Origin of the sequence: Lysobacter claricitrinus (assembly GCF_045866565.1) — a bacterium.
GTDB lineage: Bacteria > Pseudomonadota > Gammaproteobacteria > Xanthomonadales > Xanthomonadaceae > Cognatilysobacter > Cognatilysobacter claricitrinus.
Map to the genome: position 1 here is coordinate 509,980 of NZ_BAAFZV010000002.1, position 23,474 is coordinate 533,453.

Here is a 23,474-nt window from a genome sequence, read left to right on the forward strand (position 1 = left end):
CCCATTAATTTCGTGTCGACGCCCCGTTCAAATTCCCGACGCTGCATGACATCCCCTTCGACGGTTCCCCGCCGCGTGCTCGTGCTGGCCGCGCCTGCGGTTGCCTGCCTGTTGCTCGCCGCCTGCCAGAAACCCGACGCCGCGTCCCGAACCCGCGCGCCGGGGTCGGCGAGTGCGTCCGCGAATGCCACCAATGCGCAGGCCGGCCTCAAGGACGTGCTGGACACCACGGCGACCCACGTCATCGGCATCAGCTATCCGCGCGGGTTGGCGAAATACCCGGGGCTGGCCGCGGAAGCGCAGCGTTATGCGGCACTGGCTCGCCAGCAGGTGCTGGACGCGGCCAAGCAGCGGCCGCCGGACACCGCCGCGGGTCCGTACGAGCTGTCACTCGAATTCCAGCTCAAGCACGAATCGCCCGAGATGGTGGTGCTGGCGGTCGACGGTAGTGCCTATACCGGCGGCGCACACGGCGTGCCGATGATCCAGCGCTGGGTCTGGCTGCCGGCGCACAACCGCATGCTGACGGCGGCCGACCTCTTCCCGCAGGCGCAGAGCTGGCAGCACATCGCCACCGACGTGCGTGCGCAACTGCACACCGAACTCGAACAACGCCTCGACGCCGACAAGGTCGAGCCGCGCGAGCGCGCGGCGATGCTGAAGTCGGCGTCGGCCATGATCGAAGGCGGCACCGAACCGAAACCCGATGACTTCGCCGTGTTCGAGCCGGTGCTCGACCACGCCGGCAAGATCACCGCACTGCGCTTCGTGTTTCCGCCGTACCAGGTCGGCCCGTATTCGGAAGGCATGCACACGGTGGAGTTGCCGGTGTCCGAGTTCGCGCAGGACATCGCGCCGGCCTACCGGCCACTGTTCGAGGCGACCGGCTGATGGCGCCACGCGCGTCGACGCACACGCCGATCGCGCGCGTACGTGCACCGGCCGCGCGACGCCGCGACGAACGCTTCCCCGACGTGCCCGAAGGCACCGCTCCCGAGCCGTCCGGCACCAGCCTGCGTGCGCTTCGCGAGGCGGCGGCCGCCTGCAAGCGCTGCGACCTGTGGCGGCCCGCAACGCAGACCGTGTTCGGTGCAGGTTCGCCACGGGCGCGGATCTTCGTCATCGGCGAACAGCCCGGCGACAACGAGGACATCGCGGGCGAGCCCTTCGTCGGACCGGCCGGGCAGCTGTTCGACCGCGCGATCGAGGAGCTGGGCCTCGACCGCAGGACGATGTATGTCACCAACACCGTCAAGCATTTCAAGTTCGAGCCGCGCGGGAAGCGCCGCATCCACAAGCAGCCGAATCCCGCCGAACAGAAGGCCTGCCACATCTGGCTCGAGCGCGAACTCAAGGCGGTGAAAGCCGAGGTGATCGTCTGCCTCGGCGCGATCGCCGCGAAAGCGGTATTCGGATCAAAGTTCGCGCTGATGAAACAGCATGGCCAGTGGCAGTCACTGCCGGACGGCCGCCGGGCGTTCGCGACGATGCATCCCTCGTGGGTGCTCCGCCAGCGCAGCGATGCGGACCGGGAAGCGGCCTTCCGCGCGTTCCGGACAGACCTCGCGTTGCTCAGCGAGATGAACGAACTTCACTGAGGCGGGGCGCGGCGCGTCTCACAGGTCGAGACGCCGCGCGTCGACGATGGCTGCGACTTCGCCGGAGCCGGCCATGAACACGATCGACAAGCTCGCGATCCTCGCCGACGCCGCGAAATACGATGCGTCCTGCGCATCCAGCGGCGGCAAGACGCGGGATTCCATCGGCACGGGCGGCATCGGCAGCACCGGCGGCATGGGTATCTGCCATTCCTACACGCCGGATGGCCGCTGCGTGTCGCTGCTGAAAATCCTGCTCACGAACTTCTGCGTCTATGACTGCGCGTATTGCGTGAACCGCCGCAGCAGCAACGTGCGGCGCGCGCGGTTCGCCACCGATGAGGTCGTGCGCCTCACGCTCGATTTCTACCGCCGCAACTACATCGAGGGCCTGTTTCTATCCAGCGGCATCATCCGCAACGCCGACTACACGATGGAACAGCTCGTCGAAGTGGCGCGATCACTGCGCGAGGACCATGCGTTCGGAGGCTACATCCATCTGAAGACGATCCCGGAGGCGTCGCCGGAACTGCTCGCGGCCGCGGGACGACACGCCGATCGCCTCAGCATCAACATCGAACTGCCGACGGAAACCGGGCTGTCCACGCTCGCGCCGGAGAAGACCGCCTCCAGCATCCGCGGTGCCATGGGCCAGTTGCGCTGGCGCATCGAGGAATCGAAGGAAGAGCGCGCGAAGGCGACGCGTGCGCCGGTGTTCGCGCCGGCCGGGCAGAGCACGCAGATGATCGTCGGCGCCGATGGCGCGGACGATCGGAGCATCCTCGACACCAGCGCCAATCTCTACGGCAACTACCGCCTGCGTCGCGTCTACTACTCGGCTTTCAGTCCGATTCCGGATGCATCGGTCGCGCTGCCGCTGAAGTCGCCGCCTCTTGTGCGCGAGCATCGGCTCTACCAAGCCGACTGGTTGATGCGCTTATACGGCTTCGAAGTCGACGAGATCGCGCCGCGCGACGCCGCTGCCGGCATGCTCGACCTCGATGTGGATCCCAAGCTCGCCTGGGCATTGCGCCATCCGGATCGTTTTCCCGTAGACGTCAACATCGCGCCGAAGGAAATGCTGTTGCGCGTGCCAGGATTCGGCACGAAGACGGTGAAGCGCGTGGTGTCGTCGCGTCGTTTCGCACGCCTGCGGCTGGACGACCTCGCGCGGCTCGGCGTTAGCCTCCGCAAGGTGCTGCCGTTCGTGCAGACGCTGGATCACCACCCCCGCGGCGAACTCGAACGCCCGGACCGCGTGCGCGCCCGTCTCGCGCCGCCGCCCGTGCAATCGGCGCTGTTCTGATGTGGCGCGCGGTGGTCGACCCGGCGTGGGATCTGGACGCGTGGCGCGGGCAGGCGCGTGTCGCGCTGCGCGCGGGGATCGAGCCCGAGTCGATCGAATGGAATTGCGACGGGACCGGGCTGCTCGGTGGGCTCGACCTCACCGAGGCCGAATTGGTGCGCGATGCGCCCGCCGTGCCCGGCGCGTTCATGCGCCTCGCGCAGTCCGTGCTGGCCCATCGTGATCCGCAGCGCCACGCGCTCGCATATCGCTTGCTGTGGCGTGTGTCGAACGGCGAACCGTCCCTGCTCGAACACGACGCCGACGTCGATGTACGCCGCGCCATGCAGTTGCAGAAAGCGGTGCATCGCGACGCGCACAAGATGAAGGCCTTCGTCCGTTTCCGCGAGGTTCCGGGCGAACCCAACGCCTTCGTCGCGTGGTACGAACCTGATCATCACGTCGTCGATCTCGTCGCACCGTTCTTCGCACGTCGCTTCGCCGGCATGCGCTGGGCGATATTGACGCCGTATCGCAGTGCCGTGTGGAACGGCGAGGCACTCGCGCTCGGCGACGGGGGGCAGCGCAGCGACGTACCGAACGACGACGCGGGCGAAGCGCTGTGGCGTCGCTACTACGCCAGCATCTTCAATCCCGCGCGACTGAACCCGCGTGCGATGCGCGCGGAAATGCCGGTGCGGTTCTGGAAGCATCTGCCGGAAGCGCGCGACCTGCCGACGCTGATGCGCGATGCGTCGAGACGTGTCGGCGAAATGGTCGAGCGCGCTCCCGAACCCGCGCGACGCCACGTGCCTGCACCGGTATTCGCGACGCCGGTGCCGCTCGATGACCTCGACGCTGTTCGCCACGCGCTGCGCGACTGCCGAGCCTGCCCGCTGTGGCAGCCTGCGACGCAAGCCGTGCCTGGCGAAGGTCCCCGCGACGCGCGCATCGTCGTCATCGGCGAACAGCCGGGCGATGAGGAGGATCTGTCGGGACGACCGTTCACCGGGCCGGCCGGTCGACTGTTCGATCGCGCGATGGTGGACGCGGGGCTCGATCGTGCGTCGGTCTATGTCACCAATGCGGTGAAGCACTTCAAGTTCCAGATGCGCGGCAAGCGGCGCATCCATCAACGCGCGAACGCGGCGGAGCAGGCGGCATGTCGCGGCTGGCTCGATCGCGAACTGTCGCTGCTGCGCCCCGAACGCATCATCTGCTTAGGCGCGACCGCCGCCACGGCGATGCTCGGTCGCAGCTTTTCGCTGATGCGCGAGCGCGGACGATGGCAGCCGATGGGCGACGGAACAGCGGTGCTGGCGACGGTGCACCCGTCGTGGGTCCTGCGACAGCCGCTGGATGCGCAGAACGACGCCTACCGCGGCCTGGTCGAGGATCTCGCGCGCGTTCGTGCCGTGATGGACGGGTTCGTCGACGGACGGGCGGCCCGATACACGCCGGTCGGCGCGGCGACGGACTAGCATCGGGCCTTCGTCGGAACGGAGCCCGTCATGTCGTCCAATCCCGTCAACTGGTTCGAGATCTACGTCGACGACATGGCGCGCGCCAGGCGCTTCTACGAAACGGTGCTGGCGCGAACGCTGGAGCAACTTCCGTCGCCCGACATCGAGATGTGGGCGTTCATGGCGTCGCCGGACGCGCCAGGTGCAGGCGGCGCGCTGGTGCGCTACGAAGGGCTGAAAGCCGGCGGTGCGTCGACGATCGTCTACTTCCGCAGCGACGACTGCGCGGTCGAGGCGTCGCGCGTGGAAGCGGCGGGCGGGCGCATCCACAAGCCCAAGATGTCGATCGGGCCCTATGGGTTCATCGCGCTCGCGGTCGACACAGAAGGCAACATGTTCGGGCTGCACTCGCTCAAGTGACGCCCGCGCGTTCGGACGAACGGTCGGGAAAGCGGGTTGTGGGCGCCCGCGATCGCGGGCAGGATCGAGCCATGTCCCCGATGCCCGCCCTCGCCATGAACGCAGCCCGCTTCGGGCGCGTCGACGCGTGCGTCAACAATAACAATCGCAATAACGCCAGCCCGCGGGCCGGCGATTAGCGCGCGCACTACACGCTGATCGATTCCGAAGCCCGCACTGAGAAGTGCGGGCTTCTTCGTTTTCATCCCCCACGAAAAAAAGGCTCCCGTCATGTGCTCCATCCTTGCCGCATTCGATCTCCGTCCCGACGCCGACCTGCGCGTGCTCCGGCCGCTCGCGCTCGCCATGTCGGCCCGTCAACGCCATCGCGGCCCCGACTGGAGCGGCGTACACGCCGAGGACGCCGCGCTGCTGGTGCACGAGCGGCTCGCCATCGTCGATCCGGTTGGCGGCGCGCAACCGATCGTGTCGAAGGACGGCCGCGTCGTGCTCGCGGTGAATGGCGAGATCTACAACCACGGCGAGTTGCGTGCGACGTTCCCGGACTATCCGTTCACCACCGGCTCGGACTGCGAACCGATCAGCGCGCTGTATGCGAGCGACACCGATGTCGGCGCGTGGCTCGATCGACTCAACGGCATCTTCGCGTTCGCGCTGTGGGACAGCGCGCAACGCCGCTTCGTCATCGCCCGTGATCCCATCGGCGTGTGTCCGCTCTATTGGGGACACGACGCCGACGGGCGCGTATGGGTGGCCTCGGAGATGAAGGCGATCGCGCGCAACTGTCCGGATGTCGGCCCGTTCCCGCCCGGCCACTGGTACGACAGCGCGACAGGGCAGCTGCGTCGCTACCACGTTCGCGAATGGCGCCGATTCGAAACGACCGAAGGCGTGCAGGTGCCGCTCGCGGAGTTGCGCGAGGCGTTCGAACGCGCGGTGCATCGCCAGCTGATGAGCGACGTGCCGTACGGCGTGCTGTTGTCGGGCGGGCTGGATTCGTCGCTGGTGGCCGCGGTCGCCGCGCGTTACGCGCGCCGCCGCATCGAGGACAACGACCAGAGCGAGGCCTGGTGGCCGCGCCTGCATTCGTTCGCGATCGGGCTGGACGGCTCGCCCGACCTTGCCGCTGCACAGATCGCCGCCGACGCGATCGGCACGGTGCATCACGGCTTCACCTATACGGTGGAGGAGGGCATCGACGCATTGCCGGAAGTCATCCGCCACATCGAGACCTACGACGTAACAACTATCCGCGCGTCGACACCGATGTTCCTGCTCGCGCGGCGCATCCGCGCCATGGGCATCAAGATGGTGCTGTCCGGCGAGGGCAGCGACGAGATCTTCGGTGGCTACCTGTACTTCCACAAAGCCCCGAACGCACGCGAGTTCCACGAGGAAACCGTGCGCAAGCTCGAAGGCCTGCACCAGTTCGACTGCCTGCGCGCGAACAAGTCGATGATGGCTTGGGGCGTCGAGGCGCGCGTGCCCTTCCTCGACACCGAATTCCTCGACGTCGCGATGCGCATGGACGCGACCGCGAAGATGGCCGGTGGCGGCCGCATCGAAAAAGCCGTGCTGCGCGAAGCGTTCGAAGGCTGGCTGCCCGATTCCATCCTGTGGCGGCAGAAGGAGCAGTTCAGCGACGGCGTCGGCTACGGCTGGATCGATTCGCTGAAGGCGCATGCCGAGCGCGAAGTCACCGATGCGGCGCTCGCAACCGCCGAGTTCCGCTACCCGATCAACCCGCCGCAAACCAAGGAGGCCTACCTCTATCGGACGCTGTTCGAGCGCTGGTATCCGGGCGAGGCCTGCGCGCGCACCGTGCCGGGCGGCAAGTCGATCGCGTGCTCGACGCCGACGGCCATCGCGTGGGACGCGGCGTTCGCCGCGGCGGCCGATCCGTCCGGTCGGGCAGTGGCGGGTGTGCACGAAGCGGCACTGGCACCCGCGGGCGAGACGCGCGTCACGCCTGCATGACTCAAGGTCGGCAGCCCCGCGCCCGTTAACGAACGGGAGAACGCGGGTCCGGCCGACGCCCATGGGTGGTCGGCCGCCTCGTCACGCAGTGATCGGAGCGGCATGACTTCCACCGGGGCGACCTCGAGCACCTCCCGCGACACCGCAAGGTCTGCGCGCGACCGGCGCCGGCTGCGCCTGCTCGCCGTGGGCTGGGGGCTGGCGGCGCTGCTGCCGGTGATTGCGGTGATCCTCGCCGCGACCGACTATCGCGAGTACCAGAACGCGCGCGAGTTGCGCAGCCGGCTGGTTGCCGACGCCGTGCAGCGCCAGTTGCTCGATCGCCTGACGCTGATCGGTCGCCAGCTCGAGGACGTGGTGACGCCGTCCGCCGACGGCCAGCTCGTTCCCATGCACGACGTCCACGTTCGACCCGTGACCACCGCCGATGCACCGGCGTCGGACTGGGCGGCAGTCGGCGTGCCCGTGCAGGTCGGGCGCACGTGGCAGCTGCCGGTGTGGCGACGCGTTGGCGACCGGGTGATCAGCGCGACGGTCGATGCGCGCGTGCTCACTGCCGTGGTCCGCGGCTATCGCCTCGACGGTCGTGATTTCGTCAGCCTGGTGCAGGACGGGCGCGTGCTGGTCGCCGGTTCGTTCCGCAGCGAGCGGTCGATCGGCGAATCGATGGCCGCGTCGCCGCTGTTCGCGCCGGAACGCGCGGCCCTGCGCGAAGGCCGCTACATCTCGGCCACGATCAGCGACGGACGCCGGCGCGAGCACGCATTCCGGCGACTCCCCGGCACCGGCCTGACCATCATCGTCGGTACCGAACCGCCGGCGTTGTTCGACATCTGGGGGCGTCCCGCCGGCGCGATCTGCCTGATCGCATTGCTGCTCGCGCTTGCATGGGGCTGGCTGGTGCGGCGCTTCGACCGCGCGCTGCACGTGCTGCACAACCGCGAGGAACGCCTCGAGCAGGCGAAGACGCTCGCGATGCTCGGCGAATACGAATGGGACCCGAAGGCGCGCGTGCTCCACGTCACCCGCCACGGCGCGCGCATCTACGGCTTGCCCGACGACACGCGCACGCTGCGGCTCGACGACGTGTTCGCGATGGTGCATCCCGACGACGTCGAGGCCGTGCGCGCGCTCTCGCGCTCGATGCAGCCCGGTCCCGAACCCACGGAAATGCAGTTCCGGATCATCCGGCCGGACGGCGTCGAACGCGCGGTGCTCGCGCGCAGCGTGTTCGCACGCGACGACGACGGCCATTCGATCGTCCGCGGTTTCCAGCAGGACATCACCGAACTCGCCGACGCGCGTGCGCGCGCGGTGCGTGCCGAAGGCGACTATCGCTTCCTGTTCGAACACAACCCGCTGCCGATGTGGGTGTTCGACCGCGCCACGCTGGAGATCCTCGCGATCAACGACGCGATGGTGGCGCACTACGGCTATTCGCGCGACGAACTGGTCGGCGCGAGCATGCTGTCGATCCGCCCCGAGTCCGAATACGACGCCGTGCGCAAGGCCGCGTCCGATGCATCCTCTGAACGACCCCAGGGCCGCGTGTGGACGCACCTGCATCGCGACGGCCACACGATGCGCATGGCGATCTTCAACCATGACATCGACTTCCACGGCCGCGCCGCGCGCCTGGTCGCCGCGCAGGACGTGACCGAGCGCGAGCGCGCCGAAGAGCGCTTCCATCTCGTTTCGCGCGCAAGCAACGACGTCATCTACGACTACGACGTCGACCGTGGCGAAGTGTGGTGGAGCGAGAGTTACTACACGCGCTTCGGCACCTTGCCGCAGCCGGTGGTCCCGGTGGACGAATGGGCGACGCGTGTTCACCCCAGCGACCATGCACGCGTCGTCAGCGGGCTGAAGGACGCCCTCGACGGCGGCGAGGACGAATGGCGTGAGCAGTACCGCTATCGTCGCGGCGATGGCAGCTACGCCCTGGTGATCGATCGCGCCTTCATCCAGCGCGACACCACCGGCCGTGCATTGCGCGTGGTCGGCGGCATGCTCGACATGAGCGAGCGCGAAAGCTACGAAGCGCGCCTGGCCTACCGCGCCACGCACGACGCGCTGACCGACCTGCCGAACCGGCAGCTGCTGCAGGACCGCCTGCAGCAGGCGCTGCTCAACGCGCAGCGCTACGGCCGCGACGGCGTGCTGATCTTCATCGACCTCGACGATTTCAAGCTGGTCAACGATACGCTCGGCCACAGCGCAGGCGACCAGGTGCTGTGCGAGGTCGCGCAACGCCTGCGTTCGGTGGCGCGCGAGACCGACACCGTCGCGCGTTTCGGCGGCGACGAGTTCGTCATCATCCTTACCGAACAGATGGGCGATAGCGGCGCGACCGAAGTCATCCGTCGCATCGGCGAAGCGCTCGCGCGACCGATCGATGTCGGCGACACGCAACACATGCTTACCGCCAGCCTGGGCTGGTGCCGCTTCCCGGAAGCCGGCAACGACGTCGAGACGCTGCTCAAGCATGGCGACCTCGCGATGCACCAGGCCAAGCGCCAGGGCCGCAACCGCGCAGTGCCGTTCCAGGCCGAGTTCGTCGACGGCGTGTCGCGCCGCGTGCAGTTGGTCTCCGAGTTGCGCCGTGCGCTCGAGCGCGACGAGTTCGTGCCGGTGTTCCAGCCGCTGTTCGACGGCAACGACCGTCCGGTCGCGCTCGAAACGCTGGTGCGCTGGATCCACCCGGAACGCGGGCTGCTGATGCCGGGCGAATTCATCCCGGTGTGCGAAGAGAGCGGCCTGATCGTCGAACTTGGGCGTCGCGTGCTCGACCAGGCCGCCCGTCACTACCGCCTGCTGGCCGACGCAGGCCTGCCGCACCTGCGCGTCGCCGTGAACGTGTCGCCCGCGCAGTTCAACGACGAGTTGGTGCAGCACGTCGCCGAAACCGTGCAACGCCATTCGCTGCCGCACGACGTGCTGGAACTCGAGATCACCGAAGGGCTGCTGATGCAGGACCCCGAACGCGCGATCGAGCTGATGCGGCAGATCGCGGAGATGGGCGTGAGCTTCTCGATCGACGACTTCGGTACCGGCTATTCCAGCCTTGCCTACCTCAAGCGTTTCCCGATCGACCGCCTGAAGATCGACCGCTCGTTCGTGCGCGACCTCGGCTCCGACGAGGACGACGCCGCGATCTGCAACTCCATCATCGGTCTGGCGCACGCACTCGACATCCGCACCGTTGCGGAAGGCGTGGAAACCGCGATGCAGCTCGACTGGCTGCGCGAACGCCACATCGACGAAGTGCAGGGCTACCTGCTCGGTCGTCCGATGCCGTTCGAGGAGCTGCTGCCGCTGCTCATGCGTTATGTCGAACGCGAACGCGCGGCAGTGATCGCGACGACCGAGATCGCCTGACGATTTCGGCGCGTTTCAGCGCGTCGCAGGATTCAGCGTCATGCGATGCGTGGCGTCTCCAGGCAGGAACGGTGTCGCGCGGCCGTGGACCCAGTCGTCATGGCCCGCCGCCCAATAGGGCGACGCCGGATTGCCGGTCGGCCCGCCGGGCACGTGCGTGATGCCCTCCGCCTCGTGCCCCGGCGCCACCACCATCCGCTCGGACGCGCCGAAATCGGGCGCGACCGCGCGTGGGGTCAGGCTGTCGCCATCGAGCGGTTCCGCGCGCATGCACAGGAGGCGACGCGCGAACGGCAGTGCGGCCGCGAGCGGATGGCAGATCGCTGCGGTGTTGCGCTCGCCCCACGTGCGCTTCGCCAGCGGGCCGCGCTTGGCGATCGTGTCGCGAACCTGCGCGGCGGCATCGTCGAACAATGCATCCCATGACACGTAGCGCGGGTTGAGCAGGTTCGCCGGACGCTGCGTCACCATCGGCCACGCGACGCCTTCCAGTTGCGGAATCTCCGGCATGTCGGCGTCCGCGCCGAGCGCGACGCGGGCGGGCATCAGCAGCCCTTCGCGCACGCGATCGAGCACCGCCTGTCGCCAGGCGCGCACGAAGCGGTATTGCACGGCATCGGCGCTCGCGCGCGGTTCGAGTGGGCCGCGATCGAGCATGCGCAGCGCCGAGCCGGATGGGCTGCGCGATGCGGCCTCGTGCATCAACGTCGCCCAGCGCTGCAGGAAGACGCTGCGGTCGTCGAGCTGGATCGCCAGCAGGTCGCGTTCGTCGAACCTGGATTTCGACATCAGGTCGTCGCGGATGCGTCGCGCACGAACCGCCAGCACGTAGCCGCCATCGCCGATGCGTCGCAGGTCGTCGCCGTCGGTCACGCGGGCGTTCGCCGACCACAGCCGGCCGGAGGAGGGATCGATCACCGACGGCGTGGCGGCGGTCGATATCGGCCACGGCGGGCAGGTCGCGCCATCGGAGATTCCCGCGCCGTTGCAACCCGCCGTGCGTTGCGGAACCGGCCCGAGCAGACGCCATGCGATGCGACCGCTACGGTCGGCGACCAGCAGGTTCTGCGCGGGAATCGCGGTCGCGTCGGCAACGCGCATCGCGTCGTCGATTGACGACGCGGTCGCCATGTCCAGAAGGCCGAGGTTCAACGCGCCCGGAAGATGTGCAACCCAGCGGCGCACCAGCGCACGGTCGTCGGCATCGAAATGATCGATCGGACCCCACGGCGTTTCGTGCACGTCGACGGTCATGTCGGGCAGCACACGTTCGTGCACGACCCGCGCCATCGGGCACGACGCGCGATGACAACCTGGCACGACGATCCAGTCCAGCCAGTCGCCATAGCTGTTGGTGAAACCCCATGCGACGTGCGTATTGCTTCCGACGATCACGCCGGGCAGGCCCGGCAACGTGAAACCGGTGACGTCGACGCGGCCGCCCGGTGCGCGCGCATCGCCATAACGCAGTCGCGCGCGTAGCCAGATATCCGGCACGCGCAGGCCCAGGTGCATGTCGTCGGCGAGGATCGCGCGGCCGTCGCGCGTCAGTGCGCCGGCGACGGCGAAGTTGTTGCTGCCGACCTCGGGGCGCGGCGTGAGCGCCGGAATGCGTCGCGCTTGCGCAGTCCAGTAGCGCAGGTCGACGGCATTGCTTGCGGGCAACGTCGCATCGCCACGCGGCGCGCCTTCCAGCGGCGCGTCCCAGCTGCTGCCGTCGCGCAGCACCAGCGCCTGCAGTGCGGGCGGCAACTTCGGCAGCGCCTGCGACAACGCGAGCTCGCGCGTTCCGTTGGCGTCCTGCAGGTCGTAATACATCGCGTAGCCAACCAGCGGCGTGTCCTCGATCGCCCATCGGCGCGGCGCCTTCCGTAGTAGCAGGTAGGGCCATGGGCGCACGCGCAACGAGTCGTTGCCGGCATTGATGCCCGCGACGTAGGCGTCGACCACTGCGCGACGGCCGCCGAGCGCGGCATCGAGATTCGTCGTGACGCGCGCACGCAGGCGGTCCTGCCGATGCTTGGCGTCGATCGGGAACGCGCGCGCTCCGAACAGTTCGGACAGCTCGCCCGCGGCGACGCGCCGCATCAGGTCCATCTCGAAGAAGCGTTCCTGCCCGTGCACGTAACCCAGTGCACGCATCGCATCGGCTTCGTTCGCCGCGTCGATGGTGACGACGCCGAGTGCGTCGCGCTGGATCGTCACCGGCGCCGACAGGCCGGGCAGGGCGACCTGGCCGTCCATTCGCGGCACGCTGCCACGCATCGCCAGCCACGCCGCCAGCGCCAGGAGCGCGACCAGAACCACCAGCGCGATCGCGACGCGCGCGATCCGTCGAGTCCAACGCGTCATGCCGATTTCCTCGTGAGCCCCGCCGTACTGTACGCGGGGCACGCGATCAGCGGCGGTCGATCCTGTAGACGGCGATGGACAGCGCCGTCACGCCTTCGGCCACGAACGCGGGCTGGCTGTCGAGGATGTCGCGGCGCTCCAGCAGGTCGACGCCCCAGTCGCGGCCATACAGGGCGAGTACTTCGTTTTCCTCCACGGAAAACGGCGGCCCGGCCTTTTCGTGCTGCGGATATTCGAGCGTGATCACCAGTCCGCGGCAGCGCGCCGGAAGGCGTGCGTAGAGCTCGCGCACGTAGCTCTCCCGCATCGTCGCCGGCAACGCGATCAGCGCCGCGCGGTCGAACACCGCATCGCAATCGCGTAACGCATCCTCGTCCAGCGCGAACGCATCACCGCAGATGATTTCGATGTCCTGCGTGCGGTAGTGCTGCCCGTATCGGCTGGTCGCGATCTCCGGCGTCAGCCCATGCTCGTCGAAGAACTGCTCGATGGCCCGCGACGACAACTCGACGCCCAGCACCCGCAAGCCCTGCGACGCAAACCACGCGAGATCGAGCGACTTGCCGCACAGCGGCACGAACACGCGCGCCCCGGCCTTCACCCCGAGTGCCGGCCAGTGCTTGAGCATCAGCGGCGTGGGGCGGTCCTGATGGAAGCCGATCCGCCCTTCGTGCCACCGCGAATGCCAGAAGCCTGCGTCCATCGCCCTAGTTCCCGTGCATGACGTTGCGCGCTGCGGTCACTCGACCAGCAGGCCTTCGACCTTCTGCCAGCCGCGCGGCAACAGGCCCCCGCGCGTCGCGCGCTGCCCGGTGTAGGCATCGAGTTCCTTGTACGACAGCGTCATCGTGCGCGAACCCGAGAGCACGACCAGCGACTGCTCCGGCGTGACCACCACGACGTCGACCACGCGCTCGGTACCGAGCTTGGCCTTCGGGATGTCGATGATCTTGTTGCCCTTGCCGCGATCCATCTCGGGCAGCTGGTCGACCGGGAACACCAGCACGTGGCCGGCGCTGGTGGCGGCCACGACACGCGCGCCCTTGCTGCTCGGCGCGACCGCGGGTTGCAGCACTTCGGCGTTCGGCGTCAGCGACACCATCGCCTTGCCGGCCTTGTTGCGGCTGACGAGGTTCTCGAACCTGGTGACGAAGCCGTAGCCGTGGCTGGTCGACAGCAGGAACGTCTGCTCCGACTCGCCGCTCGCGATCGACTGGAACGACGCGCCCGACGGCGGGGAGAAGCGGCCGGTCAGCGGTTCGCCATTGCCGCGCGCCGACGGCAGCGTGTGCACCAGCGCCGAGTAGCTGCGGCCGGTGGAATCGAGGAACGCGACCTGCGCGGTGCTGCGCGTGCGCACCGCGGCGAGCAGCTCGTCGCCTTCGCGATAGGACAGGCCGGCGGCGTCGATCTCGTGGCCCTTGGCCGCGCGCACCCAGCCCTTCTGGCTGACGACGACGGTCATCGGTTCGCTGGCAACCAGCTCATTTTCCGAGATCGCCTGCGCCGCGCCGCGCGCGACCAGCGGCGAACGGCGCTCGTCGCCGAACTTCTTGGCGTCGGCGACCAGTTCGTCCTTGATCAGCTTGCGCAGCTTCGACCGGCTGGCAAGGATCGACTGGATGCGTTCACGCTCGGCGGCGAGTTCGTCCTGCTCGCCACGGATCTTCATTTCCTCGAGGCGGGCGAGCTGGCGCAGCCGCGTTTCCAGGATGTAGTCCGTCTGTTCTTCGGTGAGTTCGAAACGCGCCATCAGCACGGGCTTGGGCTCGTCCTCGCTGCGGATGATGCGGATGACTTCGTCGAGGTTGAGGAAGGCGACGAGCAGGCCTTCGAGCATGTGCAGGCGGCGTTCGACGCGCTCGAGGCGATGCGTCAGGCGACGCGTCACGGTATCGCTTCGGAACTGCAGCCATTCGCTCAGCAGCGCCTTCAGGCCCTTGACCTGCGGCTTGCCGTCCAGGCCGATGATGTTGAAGTTGATGCGGTACGAGCGTTCGAGGTCGGTGGTCGCGAACAGGTGGCCCATCAACGGCTCGACGTCGACGCGGTTGCTGCGCGTGATCAGCACGATGCGCGTGGGATTGGCGTGGTCTGACTCGTCGCGGATGTCCTCCAGCCACGGCAGTTTCTTCGCGCGCATCTGCGTGGCGATCTGTTCGATCACCTTGCCCGGCGACACCTGGTAAGGCAGCGCGGTGATGACGATGTTCTGCCCGTCCTTGTGCCAGACCGCGCGGGCGCGCACGCCGCCGAGGCCGGTCTCGTACATCTGCAGGATGTCCGCGCGCGGCGTGATGATTTCGGCGGTCGTCGGGTAATCCGGGCCGAGCACGTGCTCGCACAGGTCGCGCGTCGTCGCATCCGGGTCGTCGAGCAGGCGCACGCAGGCGCTCACGACTTCGCGCAGGTCGTGCGGCGGCACGTCGGTCGCCATGCCGACCGCGATGCCGGTGGTGCCGTTGAGCAGCAGGTGCGGCAGGCGCGCCGGCAACCAGCTCGGCTCCTCGAGGGTGCCGTCGAAATTCGGATCCCAGTCGACCGTGCCGTGCGCGAGTTCGCCCAGCAGCACTTCGGCGATTGGAGTCAGCTTCGATTCGGTGTAACGCATCGCCGCGAATGACTTCGGGTCGTCCTGCGAACCGAAGTTGCCCTGGCCCTCGATCAGCGGATAACGGTACGAGAACGGCTGCGCCATCAGCACCAGCGCTTCGTAGCAGGCCGAGTCCCCGTGCGGATGGAACTTGCCGATCACGTCACCGACCGTGCGCGCCGACTTCTTCGGCTTCGCGCCGGCGTTGAGGCCCAGCTCGCTCATCGAATAGATGATGCGGCGCTGCACCGGCTTCAGGCCGTCGCCGATGAAGGGCAGGGCGCGGTCGAGCACCACGTACATCGAGTAGTCGAGGTAGGCGCGCTCGGCGTACTCGCGCAGCGGAATCTGCTCGAAGCCGTGGAAGGTGGAGCGGGGCGAATCGGTCATGGATTTCCGGGAGGCGACGCGAGCGGCGCTCGCGATGGCGCGGGCTCGGCCCGCGGGAGTTCGATTTCGCATGGATTCTACGTGCGCGCTGGACGTCGCCAGCATCCGGCGACGAGGTCTCAGCGGCCGCGACCGCCGCGCGTGCTGAATCCTGCGACGCCGTGCCGTTGACATCGCCTGCACCGGCGGCGAACATACGCGCCCTCGCCGGTGACGCCAGTCGCCGGCCAGGCCCGGGTGGCGGAATTGGTAGACGCACTAGTTTCAGGTACTAGCGGGTAAAACCGTGGAGGTTCGAGTCCTCTCCCGGGCACCATCCAAATGTTTCAGGAAGTCCCTCGCGGATCTGGAACGACCGAAAAGCCTCGCGAAAGCGAGGCTTTTTTGTTGCCTGCAAGCCCCGGAAGTCCCGTTGCATGGCCAGTATCGTAAGGATACGGTTGGGGATACGGCCGCCAGCGCCACCCGGTGGTGGGGCCCAGAATCTCCCTACCTCATGCCGCGCCAAGCCACGCCGCTCACGCAGGTTCGCCTGCGCAGTGCGAAGAACGACGACTTTCCACTGTGGGACGGTGGCGGTCTGCACGCCATCGTGACGCCGTCGGGCGAACGCCATTGGCGCTTTAAGTATCGCCGCCCGGACGGACGCGAAAACCGAATCGCCTTCGGCAACCTGCGTGAGGTGTCGTTGGCGCAGGCCCGGCAGTACCGCGACCAAGCGCGTGCGCTGTTGCGTAACGGCACGGATCCGGCGGTCGCCCGCCGTGCTACGAAGGATGTCGCCCGTTTGGAGACCGCAGGCGCCTTTGAGGCTGTCGCTGCGGACTGGCTGGCGTTCAAGGCAAAGGAATGGTCGGCCGAGACGTTGCGGAAGGCGACATATGTGACGACCACTTACCTCGTGCCGCGATTGAAGCGAACGACCATAGCGACGCTCAACACGCGCCAGGCAGCCGAAGTTCTCGAGGAGATCGCCGACAAGGCGCCCAGCTTGGCGGTAAAAGCGCGGCAGTACTTGGCCGGCATCGTCGATTTCGCGATCAAGCGCGGCCTACGAGAGGACGGCCGCGTCCTCGCGCTGAAAGGCACAGTCCCGCGCCACGCCAAGTCGCACATCAGTGCGGCAACGGAGATTCGCGAGCTGAAGCTGTTGTTGATCGCGCTGCGTGATTACTCGTCGCCGGTCACTCGCGCCGCTCTGCGCTTGGCTATGTTCACAGCCATGCGCCCGGGCGTCGTGGCTTCAGCTCGCTGGGACGAAATCAACCTCGATCTCGCCGAGTGGCACGTCCCAGCGAGCCGCATGAAGACGCGTCACGCGCACATCGTTCCTTTGCCTCGCCAGGCGTTGGCGGACCTCGAGTTGATGCGCCAGTTCTCTGGCGGTTCGGGCTACGTGTTTCCCGCACAGGCCCGCCAGAAGACGCCGCATCTGCATCGCGACTCCCTGTCGAAGGCGCTGAGAGATATGGGCTTTAAGGGGAAGCACGCGACCCACGGCTTCCGCGCTACGCTTCGCACAATCGGTCGCGAACGTCTGGGGATTGATATGGACGTTCTGGAGGCCCAGCTCGCCCATGCGAAGAAGGGTGACGTCAACAAGGCGTACGACCGGACGCAGCACCTCGAGGAGCGTCGACGGGTGATGCAGGCTTGGGCGGACTTTCTCGACTCGCTTACGGAGTGAATATGGCCCGCTCACCTCGGGCACCGTCGCAGCCGGTGCTGCAGTACGAGTTCACTCGCGGTGGGCCTGCCCGCATGCTTTGGAGCGACGCTGAGGGTGACATCGTGGCGCAGGAGATCGCGCTCGACATGATCAAGACGGGGTTGCTGCCCGTCGAGCACTTCGGCCGGATCATCCGCTCGATCCGCAAGAGGATGCGGGCTTGGTGTCGCCGGCAGGAACGCGTGGTGGTTCTTGCAGCCCGCAGGGCCCATGCATCCGAGAGGCAGGCTGCCGGACTGCGAAAGCGCGCCAAGGAGCGCGAGGAAAGCACGATCAAGGCGAAAATCCTGAAGGCGTCTCCGAAGCTTTCGGCTGCTGCGCTCGCGAAGCGCTTGCGGTGTACCGCCCAGTACGTGCGGCAGGTTCGTCGGACGAAGCGCATTACCTAGATCTTCGCTCTCGGTATCACCTTGCGAGTGCCCGACATTGCGGGCGCCATCAAGGTGTTTTCCATGAAACAGGGTGAACGAGAAGGGCCGGTCTGCCTGTTGACCTTGGCCGAGGTTCAACGTCGCGCTGGCTTGAGCAAGACACAGGTTTGGCGGCTGGCCCGCCGCGGTGCTTTTCCAGCGCCTATACATGTCGGCCGCAGCGCGCGTTGGCCGTCTGATCGCATCGACGCGTGGGTCGGCGCCGTCATTGCCGCGAACGCGGCAGGTCGTGATCCGTGAACGTGGCGCCGACCATTGCGCGTGATCTGAGGTTGGTCGCCGACGAGATCGACGCCGCGCTCGCCGAGCTGGCCAATCGTCCGAGTGAGGAGTCCCTTGAGCGCTCACGGCGCGCGCTGTGCGCTGCCCGTTTGCTGTTGGAGTCCGTGCACACCGCCAATCTCGCCGAGGGCATGGGGCGTGGCAGCTAACAGGCGTCGAACGAAGGGTCGGTTGGCTGCGGGCTCGTTCATCGCGATCCCGACGGCGGTGCTGGCGTCACGTGCCGTCGCTGAGTTGTCGGCGAACGGGAAACGCCTGTTCGTCGACCTTTGCGCGCAATATCGGTACGGACGCAACGGCGACCTCTCTCCGTCGCGGAAGCTGATGAAGCTGCGGGGCTGGACATCACATGCTTCGCTTCAGGCAGCCGTGGCCGAACTAGCCGACGCCGGGATCATCTAGCTAACGAGGCTGGGCGGTCGACACCGCGCCACGCTGTATGGATTTACCTGGCAGCCCATCGACCGGTGTGATGGCAAGCTCGACGTGGCGGAGACGACAGTCGCTTCGGGGCTGTGGGCGAATCCGCTACCGCGCCGCGCGAATCGCAAGCGCAAGCCCGTCGGACGGGCCACCACGGCCCCGGACACGGGCCAATCTGGCCCGGATGCGGGGCGGCTGGCTGCAGATGTCGGCCCATCTAACGGGCCGTTCGGGGCAGGTCGTTCGCATGCATTGGCCCTCCCGCTGGGCACCTCTAAGACTGTGCCATGTGCCGGCCTGGTTCCACGCCGCCGGAATTGGCGGCCCGGGCTGGCAAACCGTAGGTAGCAGGGCGACGAGGGCGGGGGGGCCGACGTCAATTCCGTCGAGAAACGATCCCACCGGCTGCCATCGTGCACATCAATCGAAAGGCCACGAAATGGAAAACCAGGACGCGAAGAAGGCACTCGATAACGAGCAAGGCCGGCCAAATCGAGTGTTTGCGCCCGCTGATCTGCCTGACCATCTGCTCTCGATCTGGGTGACGGAGTTCGAGCGAGTCCCCGTCGGTCACTTCGTGCAATCGGATAGAGGCGCAATGATCGATCTGTGCAGGCTCATCGACGAAGCCGCTAACGCGCAGGCGGCAATGGTGGCCAATCGCAATCGCGACACGACGGCGCATTGGCGGGCGTGCATGGCCCTCTGCCAGTCAGCGCGCCGCGCACTTCGGATGTTGCCGCATTCGAGGCAGTCGCCCCGGCGCGCTGGCGCATTGGCACAAGGGAGTGCGCGCGACGACGGTACGGCGTACGACCCGCCGGCGCGTGGCAGCCATGATTGGCGTGAGCTGTTTACCGGCAATGTAATGGATGCGCCCGCTCGGGATAGCCACCGTGCACCGCGGCGGCGGGCGACGTAACGCCGAGCTGCGATGTCAGAAGAGCGTCGGGCAGCGATGGCAACGCCGCTGCGAGCGGTGATGCCCCGCCGTGGTGCTCCATTGCGGCTGAGCTCTTGATATGTTTTGGCCAGCGCCGATACTCGAGCACCGATGCACCTCTGGATGGGACATGGCACGCGCGATTGCGTTCCTCGACATACTTGGCTTCAAGAACCTTCTCCAGACTGAAGATCTCTCCGGCCTCGCCGAACGGTACGAAGCGGCGATTGCCGAAACCGAGAAGCTCAACGCGAAAAAGGTTTCGAGCAGCGCAACATTCAGCTTCCTGCCAAACCACGAGCCCGGGCAGCCCTGGTGTTATCGCCGGATCTTCTCCGATTCAATTTTTCTCATTGCACTAGACGACAGTGCAGAGAGCTGCCTGAAGCTCCTGTTCTACACGCGCGTGTTATTCGTCTGGATGCTCGTAAAAAAACTGCCAGTGCGAGGAGCTGTGGCGGCCGGTGACCTCTACCACAGCCCGGACACCGGCACCACGCTGGGCGCGGCGCTGACCGAAGCGTATCTGCTGGAAAAGAATCAAGAATGGGCGGGCGTATGCATCGGAGACTCAGTCTGGACCGCATACCCCGAACTCTTCGCCCAAGTGAAAGATCCCACTGGACCGCTGCAGTACTGCTTCATCCCATACGACATACCGTGGAAGAAGAAGGCCGACGGCAGCCCGGACGGAATGGAAAGCGCGCATTTCGCAATCAACTGGAGATTTAACACGGTCGTGGAGACCGGCGATATGGATCTCCTCACGCGAGCGCGCATCGACCAAGTACCGTCAAAGTTCGAGAATACACTTCGATACTTGGAGCTCGTGCGGGCGTCCGGAGCACGATTTTGGGGGGATGGGTCCGACAAACCGGCCGAATGGGGAACGGTATGGTTAGGACCGAGTAAGCCGCCCTTCAAAGATGGAAACACCAAGTAACCACGTTAGCCGCGAGCTTCCACGTCGTTGCCGCAAAGAACACTGCGAGGCCGGAAGAAGAGGCTGGGAGGGTCTATTGGCCATTGACCAGAATTCAGATTTCAACGAACAAACTGCTTTCCTTCTCAAGTCTATCGAGCAGATGCGCGCCGAACTGGCGATGAGGGAGCGTGGACCTTATGCGCGCTACGACCTGGTGACGACGCCCGATACCATTGACGGCGCACTCATGATGTTCCACGAAATGATGCGCGAGCATCTGCAAGTGTTAGCCAATGACGTAAACGCGCTTATTCGATGGGTTGCCGAGATCAAAGCGTGGGCTGTCGTGCTTTCAACATGCTCGGACTATGAGCGATTCTTTCTACATACAGTTCAATTGGCGCCGCTGATAACAAGCGCGGTGAGCCAGCCCTATGTGCTTAAGCAGCGCTTTGCGTTCTGCGCGTCGCACACGACTCATCAGGCAAATGCATTTGTACGCGCTGATTGGTCGGAAGAGCAGCTTCCCGCAGACGATCGTATCGGCGTCAATACACTTCCGCCCTTGGCCAAAGGTTGGACGGCGTGGCCAAAGTTCGAACAAGCCCTCGCAGATATAGACAGCGCGGACTATCGAGAACGCACCGGACAGTACAGATCGCGCTTTCAGCACCGCATCCCACAACGCTTCGGCTACGGTCACACCAATATCATCCAGCGCGAAATTAAGGAGGTGCCGGGTGGTCGTGAATATAGCTACGGATTTGGCGGCATTGAGCCAATGCAGCCAGAGGATGTGGTCGATGCGATCGATGCGCAGGCGGCTTACGCCATTAAGGCGCTTGCCGCATACGCAGATCTGCTTAAGGAACAGTTTGACCGTCTTGCCGCGGCCGTAGCGCCTCGGCTATAGGGCCGCAAAGGGACGGGACGCGCGTCGCGTGCGGAGCCGGTCAGGAGCGAGAACATCCAGTGACCACGCCAAGCATCCTCACGACGTCCATTCGCGCCGGTTTAGCTCATCTTCGGTTGGTTCGCGTGGACCCAACGCCCGAGCAGTTAGCGGAGGACGCGCGCGATGCGCTCGGCTGTATCGAGGTTGTCATGGAGGCAATTGCCGATGTGACAAGCCCCGCGAATTCGGAGCGTCTTTTCCTCGGCATTCAACTTCTTCGTGCGTCCTGTGACTATGCGCGCGCACTGGTTTTTCTATTTGCGAATAACCCAGTCGACCTTGCTGGCGCGGCGCTCGTCCTCCATGGGGCGCAGATTGAGGCGTTTCTACGAGCGGTGTTTTTTGCGCAACTCGCGACGGCGGAGGAATTCGCGGACTTTGTCGCCAACGACTTGGGGCCGCGGCGGCGGACCCGGAATAACAAGTGGGCGAAAATTTCGGTTCCCGACTTGGCCTTGGAAGTGCAGGAGGAGCTAGCACGCCTAGAGGGGGCCGAAGCCGGTACAGGCAATCTCGGCCGCATGGTCGAGAACGCATGGGACCCGCTTTGCGCGATGGTGCATGGGGGACGTGCGATGCACGCACTCTACGTTGACGGCCAGCGGCAAATTGGCTGCGCCGTGCCGCCCGAAATGCAATATCAGGTAACGGTGAATGCCGTCGCGATCGTCAACTTTTGCCTCGCATTTGCTTGCACGATATCTGGTTGGGCAAATGATCGTGACAACCCAGCCCTCGACGGTCCGGTCAGGCGATTTGATGATTTTGTGCGGCGACACAACGAGCGATTGCGTGCGGTCGGCCTCGAAGACTTGATTCGACCGCGTCGCTGATGAGTTGGCCGCGCCGCAGTGGCGCGCCTTATGTCCTCGGCTTCTCGCCCATTTTGTTGGACAGAATGTCGAACCAATGGACGGGCGGACTGTCGTCGACCGCTGCGATGTTCGAGGGGCGGAACAGCGCATGCAGGATGAGGATTCGGTCCTGCTCCGTGAGCAACGTCTTTCCGCGCTCTTCGTCGTGAGCAAAGGCGAGAAATGTCTTTACCATCGTCTCCCGTTCCTTCGCATCGCGCATGAGCGACAAGTTCTCGCTGAGCAGGCGCGCAACGACCTTGGTTACCCAGATAAGGCCGAACGCGGGCACGACAACCGGGACGAGCGCGAGTACGACCGACGTGTCCTTCCGCAGCGAAACAACGCTTAGGTGAGGGAGCGCGTAATAGAAGAAGGCGCAGAGGCTACCGAGGACTAGCACCGCAAAGGCGAATGCCGAGATGCCTGCAGTGATTGCATGACGGTTAGCCCGGCCCGACCAATATTGACTGGGTGCTGCCATCGCCAGTTGTTCGTCGTAGACCTTCTTGAGCTTATTCCACTGCTCGCGGATCTCATTCAGCAACGTTTCTGCAGCTTGGCTCCGCGACTCCATTGCGCCGTCGTGTTCCTCGCGCATGCTGGTCAACGCCTTGGCGGTCCTGTCGCGTTCTTCGATTAGCTCGCCACGAAGCGCTTCGAGCCCCGATACGGTTCGCTGCACTTCCTGCCGCTGCGATGCGAACCATGCCGAGTCTTCTGACGGTTGCTCAACCGACAACGCCTGAAGCGCATTCCCCAGGCTCGCGACGGAGATGTTCGGCCCGAAGCCCCCCATGATGCCGGCCGCGTCGCTCCGGGCTGAGAGTGCAACCATGACCGCGACGTCGGGTGCATCGACCCAGAGGCGCTCAAGCGCCGGTATGGATTTGGCGTAGGTAGTAAGTCTCAGGCCCTGTTCGATCTGGTTTACCTGAGACGCCATCTGGTTGCGTAGGTCCTCACCGGGCTGGCCTTCGCGCTGTTCGTTGTCGAGTGCGACGTAGCGCTCCGCGAACGAGCGAAGCGTGTCCAGGAAATTTCTCGTCTCGTCCCAGAAGTTGCGTAGATTTACCGAAGGAATTCGATCTACGGGGAATTGCCGCCAGAATTCGCGCTCCGAGTCTACCCATGCGATGACATCATCCGCAGCTTCAAATGTCAGCGCTCGGTCGGAGTTGTAGACGCGGGCGGTTACTGGAGATCTGAATGGTGTCATGGGGGCTGAGCATAAAGGCGTCGGACGAACCGTAGTTGCGGTCCGCCCCGATCCTACGGAGAAACCCTGTCGGGCTAACGCTGCGTCCGCGTCTCGTAGGGATACGAGAGGGGACACGATCCGGGGCATCGCGAGAAAAAATGCAGTTAGAACAGTAGGTTGCGCTATTCATCCGAGTCCTCTCCCGGGCACCAACACAATCGGCCGATGCAGTGTGATCGCATCGCCGGATTACGAAGAACCCGCCGATCGGCGGG

Annotated in this window: 20 protein-coding genes and 1 tRNA gene; 17 read left to right on the top strand and 4 right to left on the bottom strand. The window is 65.9% G+C overall.

Translation table 11 applies throughout. The annotated features are described in order from the left end of the window. Positions 1-45: 45 nt before the first annotated feature. From ACKTTN_RS07240 to ACKTTN_RS07270, 7 genes are all read left to right on the top strand, one after another. Positions 46-891: a DUF3298 and DUF4163 domain-containing protein gene (locus ACKTTN_RS07240; RefSeq protein WP_407909203.1), complete on the top strand. Its 846-nt coding sequence runs from the start codon at positions 46-48 to the stop codon at positions 889-891. Then, a complete protein-coding gene (locus tag ACKTTN_RS07245) occupies positions 891-1,598 on the top strand; it encodes a UdgX family uracil-DNA binding protein (protein WP_407909204.1) in 708 nt (235 codons plus the stop codon). The genes ACKTTN_RS07240 and ACKTTN_RS07245 overlap by 1 nt, the downstream gene beginning before the upstream one ends. A gap of 73 nt (positions 1,599-1,671) precedes the next feature. Next, complete coding sequence (locus tag ACKTTN_RS07250) at positions 1,672-2,904, top strand: putative DNA modification/repair radical SAM protein (protein ID WP_407909205.1); 1,233 nt, start codon at positions 1,672-1,674, stop codon at positions 2,902-2,904. Next, positions 2,904-4,364 carry a UdgX family uracil-DNA binding protein gene (locus ACKTTN_RS07255; protein WP_407909206.1) on the top strand — a complete coding sequence of 487 codons (1,461 nt, stop codon included), beginning with the start codon at positions 2,904-2,906 and terminating at the stop codon, positions 4,362-4,364. Before ACKTTN_RS07250 ends, ACKTTN_RS07255 begins: the two co-directional genes overlap by 1 nt. 30 nt (positions 4,365-4,394) lie before the next feature. Beyond that, the gene (locus ACKTTN_RS07260; RefSeq protein WP_407909207.1) at positions 4,395-4,766 is read left to right on the top strand and encodes a VOC family protein; all 372 of its coding nucleotides are present in this window, start codon (positions 4,395-4,397) and stop codon (positions 4,764-4,766) included. Between the two features lie 270 nt (positions 4,767-5,036). Beyond that, positions 5,037-6,743, top strand: coding sequence for an asparagine synthase B (gene asnB, locus ACKTTN_RS07265; protein WP_407909208.1), 1,707 nt, complete (start codon positions 5,037-5,039; stop codon positions 6,741-6,743). A 102-nt stretch (positions 6,744-6,845) separates the two neighbouring features. After that, positions 6,846-10,121, top strand: coding sequence for an EAL domain-containing protein (locus ACKTTN_RS07270; RefSeq protein ID WP_407909209.1), 3,276 nt, complete (start codon positions 6,846-6,848; stop codon positions 10,119-10,121). A 15-nt stretch (positions 10,122-10,136) separates the two neighbouring features. Here ACKTTN_RS07270 and ACKTTN_RS07275 read toward each other — a convergent pair whose 3' ends face one another. The 3 genes from ACKTTN_RS07275 to parC are packed head-to-tail and all read right to left on the bottom strand — an operon-like array spanning position 10,137 to position 15,456. Next, positions 10,137-12,473, bottom strand: a complete 2,337-nt coding sequence (locus ACKTTN_RS07275; RefSeq protein ID WP_407909210.1) for a penicillin acylase family protein — start codon at positions 12,471-12,473, stop codon at positions 10,137-10,139. Between the two features lie 46 nt (positions 12,474-12,519). Continuing rightward, positions 12,520-13,176: a thiopurine S-methyltransferase gene (locus tag ACKTTN_RS07280; protein WP_407909211.1), complete on the bottom strand. Its 657-nt coding sequence runs from the start codon at positions 13,174-13,176 to the stop codon at positions 12,520-12,522. A 36-nt stretch (positions 13,177-13,212) separates the two neighbouring features. Next, a complete protein-coding gene (gene parC / locus ACKTTN_RS07285; RefSeq protein WP_407909212.1) occupies positions 13,213-15,456 on the bottom strand; it encodes a DNA topoisomerase IV subunit A in 2,244 nt (747 codons plus the stop codon). Positions 15,457-15,687: 231 nt separating this feature from the next. Here parC and ACKTTN_RS07290 point away from each other — a divergent pair. The 10 genes from ACKTTN_RS07290 to ACKTTN_RS07335 all read left to right on the top strand — a co-directional run bounded on the left by ACKTTN_RS07290 (position 15,688) and on the right by ACKTTN_RS07335 (position 21,977). Further along, a tRNA-Leu gene (locus ACKTTN_RS07290) sits at positions 15,688-15,772 on the top strand. A gap of 180 nt (positions 15,773-15,952) precedes the next feature. Beyond that, on the top strand, positions 15,953-17,143 hold the full coding sequence (locus ACKTTN_RS07295) for a tyrosine-type recombinase/integrase (RefSeq protein ID WP_407909213.1): 1,191 nt from the start codon (positions 15,953-15,955) through the stop codon (positions 17,141-17,143). Positions 17,144-17,247: 104 nt separating this feature from the next. Then, positions 17,248-17,574: a hypothetical protein gene (locus tag ACKTTN_RS07300; RefSeq protein WP_407909214.1), complete on the top strand. Its 327-nt coding sequence runs from the start codon at positions 17,248-17,250 to the stop codon at positions 17,572-17,574. 63 nt (positions 17,575-17,637) lie between these two features. Further along, positions 17,638-17,856, top strand: coding sequence for a helix-turn-helix transcriptional regulator (locus ACKTTN_RS07305; RefSeq protein ID WP_407910031.1), 219 nt, complete (start codon positions 17,638-17,640; stop codon positions 17,854-17,856). Further along, positions 17,853-18,047, top strand: coding sequence for a hypothetical protein (locus tag ACKTTN_RS07310; RefSeq protein ID WP_407909215.1), 195 nt, complete (start codon positions 17,853-17,855; stop codon positions 18,045-18,047). The genes ACKTTN_RS07305 and ACKTTN_RS07310 overlap by 4 nt, the downstream gene beginning before the upstream one ends. A 22-nt stretch (positions 18,048-18,069) precedes the next feature. After that, the gene (locus ACKTTN_RS07315) at positions 18,070-18,300 is read left to right on the top strand and encodes a hypothetical protein (RefSeq protein WP_407909216.1); all 231 of its coding nucleotides are present in this window, start codon (positions 18,070-18,072) and stop codon (positions 18,298-18,300) included. Between the two features lie 460 nt (positions 18,301-18,760). Further along, positions 18,761-19,243: a hypothetical protein gene (locus ACKTTN_RS07320; RefSeq protein WP_407909217.1), complete on the top strand. Its 483-nt coding sequence runs from the start codon at positions 18,761-18,763 to the stop codon at positions 19,241-19,243. A gap of 151 nt (positions 19,244-19,394) precedes the next feature. Further along, entirely contained in the window at positions 19,395-20,207 is an 813-nt protein-coding gene (locus ACKTTN_RS07325; RefSeq protein ID WP_407909218.1) for a hypothetical protein, read from the top strand. Between the two features lie 76 nt (positions 20,208-20,283). Next, entirely contained in the window at positions 20,284-21,102 is an 819-nt protein-coding gene (locus ACKTTN_RS07330) for a hypothetical protein (RefSeq protein WP_407909219.1), read from the top strand. A gap of 59 nt (positions 21,103-21,161) precedes the next feature. Then, positions 21,162-21,977, top strand: coding sequence for a DUF6988 family protein (locus ACKTTN_RS07335; protein ID WP_407909220.1), 816 nt, complete (start codon positions 21,162-21,164; stop codon positions 21,975-21,977). A gap of 28 nt (positions 21,978-22,005) precedes the next feature. On the opposite strand, the gene ACKTTN_RS07340 is transcribed toward ACKTTN_RS07335, so the two are convergent. Then, on the bottom strand, positions 22,006-23,217 hold the full coding sequence (locus tag ACKTTN_RS07340; RefSeq protein WP_407909221.1) for a DUF6161 domain-containing protein: 1,212 nt from the start codon (positions 23,215-23,217) through the stop codon (positions 22,006-22,008). Between the last annotated feature and the right edge of the window lie 257 nt (positions 23,218-23,474).

Bases quoted from the DNA above. Each gene is read 5' to 3' on its own strand.
- ACKTTN_RS07240 (WP_407909203.1), top strand. From the start codon at position 46: ATGACATCCCCTTCGACGGTTCCCCGCCGCGTGCTCGTGCTGGCCGCG.
- ACKTTN_RS07245 (WP_407909204.1), top strand. From the start codon at position 891: ATGGCGCCACGCGCGTCGACGCACACGCCGATCGCGCGCGTACGTGCA.
- ACKTTN_RS07250 (WP_407909205.1), top strand. From the start codon at position 1,672: ATGAACACGATCGACAAGCTCGCGATCCTCGCCGACGCCGCGAAATAC.
- ACKTTN_RS07255 (WP_407909206.1), top strand. From the start codon at position 2,904: ATGTGGCGCGCGGTGGTCGACCCGGCGTGGGATCTGGACGCGTGGCGC.
- ACKTTN_RS07260 (WP_407909207.1), top strand. From the start codon at position 4,395: ATGTCGTCCAATCCCGTCAACTGGTTCGAGATCTACGTCGACGACATG.
- asnB (WP_407909208.1), top strand. From the start codon at position 5,037: ATGTGCTCCATCCTTGCCGCATTCGATCTCCGTCCCGACGCCGACCTG.
- ACKTTN_RS07270 (WP_407909209.1), top strand. From the start codon at position 6,846: ATGACTTCCACCGGGGCGACCTCGAGCACCTCCCGCGACACCGCAAGG.
- ACKTTN_RS07275 (WP_407909210.1), bottom strand. From the start codon at position 12,473: ATGACGCGTTGGACTCGACGGATCGCGCGCGTCGCGATCGCGCTGGTG.
- ACKTTN_RS07280 (WP_407909211.1), bottom strand. From the start codon at position 13,176: ATGGACGCAGGCTTCTGGCATTCGCGGTGGCACGAAGGGCGGATCGGC.
- parC (WP_407909212.1), bottom strand. From the start codon at position 15,456: ATGACCGATTCGCCCCGCTCCACCTTCCACGGCTTCGAGCAGATTCCG.
- ACKTTN_RS07295 (WP_407909213.1), top strand. From the start codon at position 15,953: ATGCCGCGCCAAGCCACGCCGCTCACGCAGGTTCGCCTGCGCAGTGCG.
- ACKTTN_RS07305 (WP_407910031.1), top strand. From the start codon at position 17,638: ATGAAACAGGGTGAACGAGAAGGGCCGGTCTGCCTGTTGACCTTGGCC.
- ACKTTN_RS07320 (WP_407909217.1), top strand. From the start codon at position 18,761: ATGGAAAACCAGGACGCGAAGAAGGCACTCGATAACGAGCAAGGCCGG.
- ACKTTN_RS07325 (WP_407909218.1), top strand. From the start codon at position 19,395: ATGGCACGCGCGATTGCGTTCCTCGACATACTTGGCTTCAAGAACCTT.
- ACKTTN_RS07340 (WP_407909221.1), bottom strand. From the start codon at position 23,217: ATGACACCATTCAGATCTCCAGTAACCGCCCGCGTCTACAACTCCGAC.